At 60.9% G+C, this 5,118-nt stretch carries 7 protein-coding genes and 1 pseudogene; 4 read left to right on the forward strand and 4 right to left on the reverse strand.

The window, feature by feature from the left end; genetic code table 11:
• Positions 1-75: 75 nt before the first annotated feature.
• From AC629_RS42330 to AC629_RS42355, 4 genes are all read right to left on the reverse strand, one after another.
• Entirely contained in the window at positions 76-1,197 is a 1,122-nt protein-coding gene (locus AC629_RS42330) for a tyrosine-type recombinase/integrase (RefSeq protein WP_084810559.1), read from the reverse strand.
• A 185-nt stretch (positions 1,198-1,382) separates the two neighbouring features.
• Positions 1,383-1,616 (reverse strand): hypothetical protein, encoded by a 234-nt coding sequence (locus tag AC629_RS42340; protein ID WP_084810561.1) that lies wholly within the window; start codon positions 1,614-1,616, stop codon positions 1,383-1,385.
• Between the two features lie 726 nt (positions 1,617-2,342).
• Complete coding sequence (locus tag AC629_RS42350; protein ID WP_084810563.1) at positions 2,343-2,522, reverse strand: hypothetical protein; 180 nt, start codon at positions 2,520-2,522, stop codon at positions 2,343-2,345.
• Positions 2,523-2,674: 152 nt separating this feature from the next.
• Positions 2,675-3,130: a hypothetical protein gene (locus AC629_RS42355; RefSeq protein WP_084810564.1), complete on the reverse strand. Its 456-nt coding sequence runs from the start codon at positions 3,128-3,130 to the stop codon at positions 2,675-2,677.
• Positions 3,131-3,256: 126 nt separating this feature from the next.
• Here AC629_RS42355 and AC629_RS47445 point away from each other — a divergent pair, with 126 nt between their 5' ends.
• The 4 genes and pseudogenes from AC629_RS47445 to AC629_RS48000 form a co-directional block, all read left to right on the forward strand.
• Positions 3,257-3,415, forward strand: a complete 159-nt coding sequence (locus AC629_RS47445; protein WP_168195726.1) for a hypothetical protein — start codon at positions 3,257-3,259, stop codon at positions 3,413-3,415.
• Between the two features lie 59 nt (positions 3,416-3,474).
• The gene (locus AC629_RS42365; RefSeq protein ID WP_349531671.1) at positions 3,475-3,945 is read left to right on the forward strand and encodes a thermonuclease family protein; all 471 of its coding nucleotides are present in this window, start codon (positions 3,475-3,477) and stop codon (positions 3,943-3,945) included.
• A 62-nt stretch (positions 3,946-4,007) separates the two neighbouring features.
• The gene (locus AC629_RS46245; protein ID WP_143199892.1) at positions 4,008-4,475 is read left to right on the forward strand and encodes a hypothetical protein; all 468 of its coding nucleotides are present in this window, start codon (positions 4,008-4,010) and stop codon (positions 4,473-4,475) included.
• A 432-nt stretch (positions 4,476-4,907) separates the two neighbouring features.
• A pseudogene (locus AC629_RS48000) lies at positions 4,908-5,118 on the forward strand (hypothetical protein); the annotation flags it as partial.

Here is a 5,118-nt window from a genome sequence, read left to right on the forward strand (position 1 = left end):
GCTTTCCACGGCATCCACACCTCCCGCAGAACAAAAGCGGAAAGTGTAACCCATGTGTCCGGTACGTTCTGTCACCTATGTCTCGGGCCGCTCATTTTCGACCACTGTCTTTTCAATGGGTTGCGGGTCAATTTGGCTCACCGGGTTGGCTGGTGAGCCAATTTCTGTTCGCATTTTGGCCGCGGCACTCTCGGCCAGCTTGATCCGGTTGGCCTCCTCGACGTAGCGCTGAGCCTCGCCGATCGTGCGCCATCCATGCCATGCCATCAGCTCAAACGCTGTGGCGCCATTGAGCGCGAGCCGAATCGCCGACGCCTTGCGCAAGCCGTGCGCCCTGCCCGGCACTCCGGCCTCCCTACAGCGATCCGCGAACCAGTTGCCGAACCCGGCCGCGGTGAATGGCTGGCTCTGTTCCGTGACCAGATACGCGAGCTGCTCTGTTCTGGGATGCAACGCCAACTCGGAGACCAGCTCAGGCAACAGCGGGATGTCGAATTGGACTCCCGTCTTCTGCCGGCGCATTGACAGCTTGCCGGCCTTGACGTGCTGGCGCCCCATCCTGACGGCATCGGCTCTGGCATGTCCGGTCTGTAGAAGTAATTCGAGCGCGAGCCGTGCTTTAGTGCCCGGCGCGTGCCGCTCCCTGTACTTGGTGATCTCGTCTTCGGTCCAAGTGTGGAAGCCGCTAGACTTTTTCGTCTTCGCCAGCTTCACGCCGGCCAGCGGATCGACCTTCATCACGCCGAGCGCAAGGCAGTGGTCGAGGAAGCCGCGCAGCGCTTTCATCCAGTTTCGCTGAACGATTGCTGTCTTGCCGTTGAAGACGTTCTGCAGCGCCTGGGTGTGCATCAGCGCAGTGCGCTTGTCGCCGTGATCGTTGCGGAAGTTTTCGAGGATGGCGCGGCGGTTGCCCTGGGTAGACTTGGCAAGGCCCTTGGTGAAGGCCGTCGACTGGTAGTAGGAGATGAGCGCGGCGTTGACGGTGCCGGGCACCGTGCGGCCGACGCCGAGCTCGGGCTTGGCCGGCGCCTCGGCCATCGCTGCCTCATAGATCGCCATGAATGACGGCGACCACGGCAGGCATCCATCGGGGATGCGCAGCCTGAACTTAGGGTGTCCCGGCTTCCGGAGGTAGTAAACGGGTGTGCCGTGCTGGTTCTGGTATTCGTGCACGAAACGCGGGTTGCGGCGCTTCATTTGACGGTGTCCCACTCGTTGACCTCGGCGGGATTGTGGGCCTGAGCCGGCTCGCCGACAATGATCCTGATGCTCCCATCGCGCCCAATCTCGACCTCTGCCACAGACACCCCGGCCGCCAACACGGCCTTAACGGCCCTTGTGATGGCCGGCTGAGTAAAAAGGTGGCGGCCTTTGGACATCGGTCAGGCTGCCCGGCGCCCAGCGCTCGGGTGCTTCACTTTGGCTTTAAGCCATTCTCTGGCGCCGTCGATGGGGATGTAAATTCTTCCGCCGAACTCGAGATATGGCAGGCCGTCAGGTTGGCTGCGATATCGGGCTACCGTGCGCGACGAGATCTTTGCCTCAACGGCGAAATCGACTTCGGTGATATACCCGTCGAGAATGGATGTGGCGGGTGCGTCGGCAACTGCGGTCATGACGAGTCTCCGGTAACAGGACTCGCCACGCTACGTGCGGACAAGGGGCGAGACCCAGGGTTTGAAAAACCTGTTTCTTTCCCCGGGCCGCGCTGGGCTTTATACCGGTACGCCGTCGACCTTTCGGACGCTGCCGCTGCCCTCCATGAGGGTCTCAGCCCAAGCACCAGGCTTGGTATCTGCTCCCCGATGGGAGCATTCGTGGCTTTCGTCCTCACCGGACGAACCGAAAGCGCTTCAGCTAGAAGGTTGCCCCTCTCGGGACAACGACGGACATATATAGAACAATAGCCGCCATTGCAACGCCGCGGGCCGACAAGTTAGGCGCGGTCGCTACGGTATCGGCGTCCGAGGCCCAAGGGATTGATAATTTGCGAGGTGCTTACGATGCCGCTTTGATCGCGGCATGCCTCGCCCTGTCCGACGACACGCATCCACTGAAGCCCACGCCCTCAGTGTCGCCCGAAACCAAACCAGCCGCTTTTCCGAGCGCAGTGCGGCTAGTCACCATGCGGTAGCCGTCAACAAATTCAACGAGGCAACTGTTCATGTTTCCTCGCGCGAGAACGCGGCACAGCTGGCCCTTGCGGTCTTGTCGGTCCCATCGGTAGACATACGGGAAGTCCTGCATTTACTTCACGTCCCCTCCGGCTCGAGCTCGAGGGTCGCCGACTATCTTGGCCGAATGATGGGGATTTTCTATTCGCGGCCGCTCAATCTCGCAGGCTAGCGCTGGTGCCCTAAACCAATTCCAAGGCTAAGTGGCTTCTGCCTCAACGAGCCCTCAGATCGCTTCATCAGCTTTGAGAGTTTGGCTACCGGCGTGCGGGCTTTGGAGTGTTCCTTGAGGAGCTTGACGTCGTCCTTCGTGTACTCTTTGCGCTTGCTCTTCGTCTTCTTTGCCACCTGATACTCTCCAAAAGAAACCCCGCCGAACCTTGCGGGCCGGCGGGAGTTTGACTGAGATCTGCGACCAGGGGGACCCCGGCCGCGGGCGGGTTGTAGCACATAGGCCCGCCAGCGGGAACCGGCGGGCCTCTGTGCAGGGGCGTGAAACGTCAGGCGGCGGTGCCAGCAGCCATCGCGGCCTCGAGGACCGCTCGCGCGCCTTCCAGCCCGTGGCCGAGTTCCAATGTTGCGCTGAGCAGTGCTCGCGCGCGGTGCTCGATCGCGAGCACGTCGGATGGCTGGATGGCCTTCATATGCTCCGCGACCACAAGCGCTTTGGCCCACATGAAACTCGATTCCCGCGTGAGGATGCCGAGGCCCTCCGCTCGCGGCTGGTTTTCGATTCCAAGCAGCGCGTTGGCACCGGCGAGATAGGCATCGAACAGCGCTACGAGCGACACTATGTCATTGGGGTGACGGAATAGCCGCAGCTCCCGCTTGAGGTCCGGCATATCCAGATTGATGCGGCCGCGAGGCGCGCGGATCAGGTCCAGGCCCTGAAGCGCAGGTTTGGGTGCGGTGCGCGTTTTGCGGGGCGTGGTAGACTTTCGGTTAGCCTTGGCCATGGGATTCCCTTTCTGGCTTGGGTTAGAGCCGGGTTGAGTGTTCCAGCACTTGCCCGGCTCGCAACTTTATGGCACCATAAAGTCATGAAGCAGTCAAGACTAGATAGCGCCAAAAAGTCTAAAAAGATGGGACGCCCGCCAGTCGATAGCGAGGCCGTCAACGTCCGAATGACGGTCGCCGCATTGAAGTCGCTGGACGATTGGCGCCGCGCGCAGGAAGACCTGCCCGGCCGCCCCGAGGCCATCCGCCGGCTGGTCGAGATCGGGTTGAGAACGAAGAAGTGAGCGCAATCCGAAACGGGATCATACTATCGGCTGCTCTTTTCAGTGCCTCTATAGCCGCCGTGGCCGATGACTTCGCTGGCCAAACAAGCGTCATCGACGGCGACACACTGGAGATTCACGGCGCGCGAATTCGCCTCTGGGGCATCGACGCTCCAGAGAGCAGCCAGCTATGCCGAGGAGACGACAGCCTCGCATATCGGTGCGGCGCAGTAGCGGCGAACAAGCTGGACGCGTTCATTGCGAGAAGGCCGGTGCGGTGTGTGCCGAAAGACATCGACCGATACGGGCGCACAGTGGCGACTTGTGCGGTCGGTGGGATCGACCTAGGCGACTGGCTTGTGACAAATGGCCTCGCCCTGGACTGGCCGCGCTATTCGAAAGGACGTTATACAACAGCCGAGCGCGAGGCACAGAAATCCGCTCGGGGTATATGGGCTGGAAGCTTCGTTGAGCCGTGGCGATATCGGCCCTGTATCCTCGCTGGGGGCCATCCCGTTCAGTGCTCGGACGACGCCGACACGGGGCGTTAAAGGATTAGGAGAGAAGGGAAATGCGTATCGTGAGCCGGCTAGCCCGGCTAGGGACATTCTGCTTGATGACGTTCGTGGCTGGTTCCGGCCCGCTTCTTGCGGCTTCGCAGGAAGGACCGGCCGACAGCGCCGAATGCAAGGAGCTAACAGCCCGGATTGTCGAGCGGACCGGTGCACGGTTCGATCACTTCTCGCCAACGCGCCACACCGTTTTCTTCAAGGATCCGGATATGGTCCTGACCTGCACTACTCATCAGCTCACCGGCGTGTCGTTGTCGTGGCAAGCAAGCGGCTTCCCGCCGAACGCATGGTTCGCCTTGGCGGCCAGCGCAGGGAATGCAGTGACGAATGTCGACCTGAAAGCCTTGGAAGCGGCCGCTCGCAAATGCCACCGGCTAGCTCTCAAAGACAAATCCGAGTTGGCTGATCTCGAGCTCCCGAAGGCCAAGGTCGAGTGCCAAGCCTTCACAAGGGACGGAGGTGCCGTAGTCCTCGACATCTGGATCAACGATAAAGCTGCGCAGAAGTAGTACGAGTTCAGCAAGCGGCGGTGTTCGCTGCTCAGCCTGATGACCTCATCGGAATCGACAACCCTGGAGCCGCCGACGATGTCCGCCTGGGTACGCTCGATCTGAATCTGGATCGTCGCAACCTGCCTCACTAGGCCGCGCTGAAGCTCGGTCGGCTCGCCGCCGAGCTCGGCCTCATAGGTGCGAACGAGGTGCTTAAACCGGCGCCCCGCGGTTGAGCGCAAGTCAACGCTCTTCGGCAGGATCCTGCCGTTCGAGATCTTGTCTCGTGCTGTCGATGCGCGCTTGAGAGTCTGTTGCATGTTCCGTGCATAAATCTCGTGATCCATGCACAAAGTATGCGTTATATCCGGGTAAAATGCAAGGTATAGGCTAAATATGGGGTCTTCACGATGACGAGAGACACTAGATCTTGTCGCAGGGTGCTACAGAGTGCGGCCGGCCAATGCGAAGTGCCTCGTCGGGGCGCGCTGGCCGTTGCCATTATGCCGCGGGCCGCGATGGAACCAGCGCGGCGAGCTGACGGTTGGTTACCGTGTAAACCTTCCAATGGAGGGTGTCATGATGAACTGGATGGAGAACTGGACGAACGCAAAACTGTGCGACGTCGCAAACCTGATCCTTGGCGCGATTCTGTTCGTTT

The organism is Bradyrhizobium sp. NAS80.1 (assembly GCF_001908205.1).
In the GTDB taxonomy this organism is placed as follows: Bacteria; Pseudomonadota; Alphaproteobacteria; order Rhizobiales; family Xanthobacteraceae; genus Bradyrhizobium.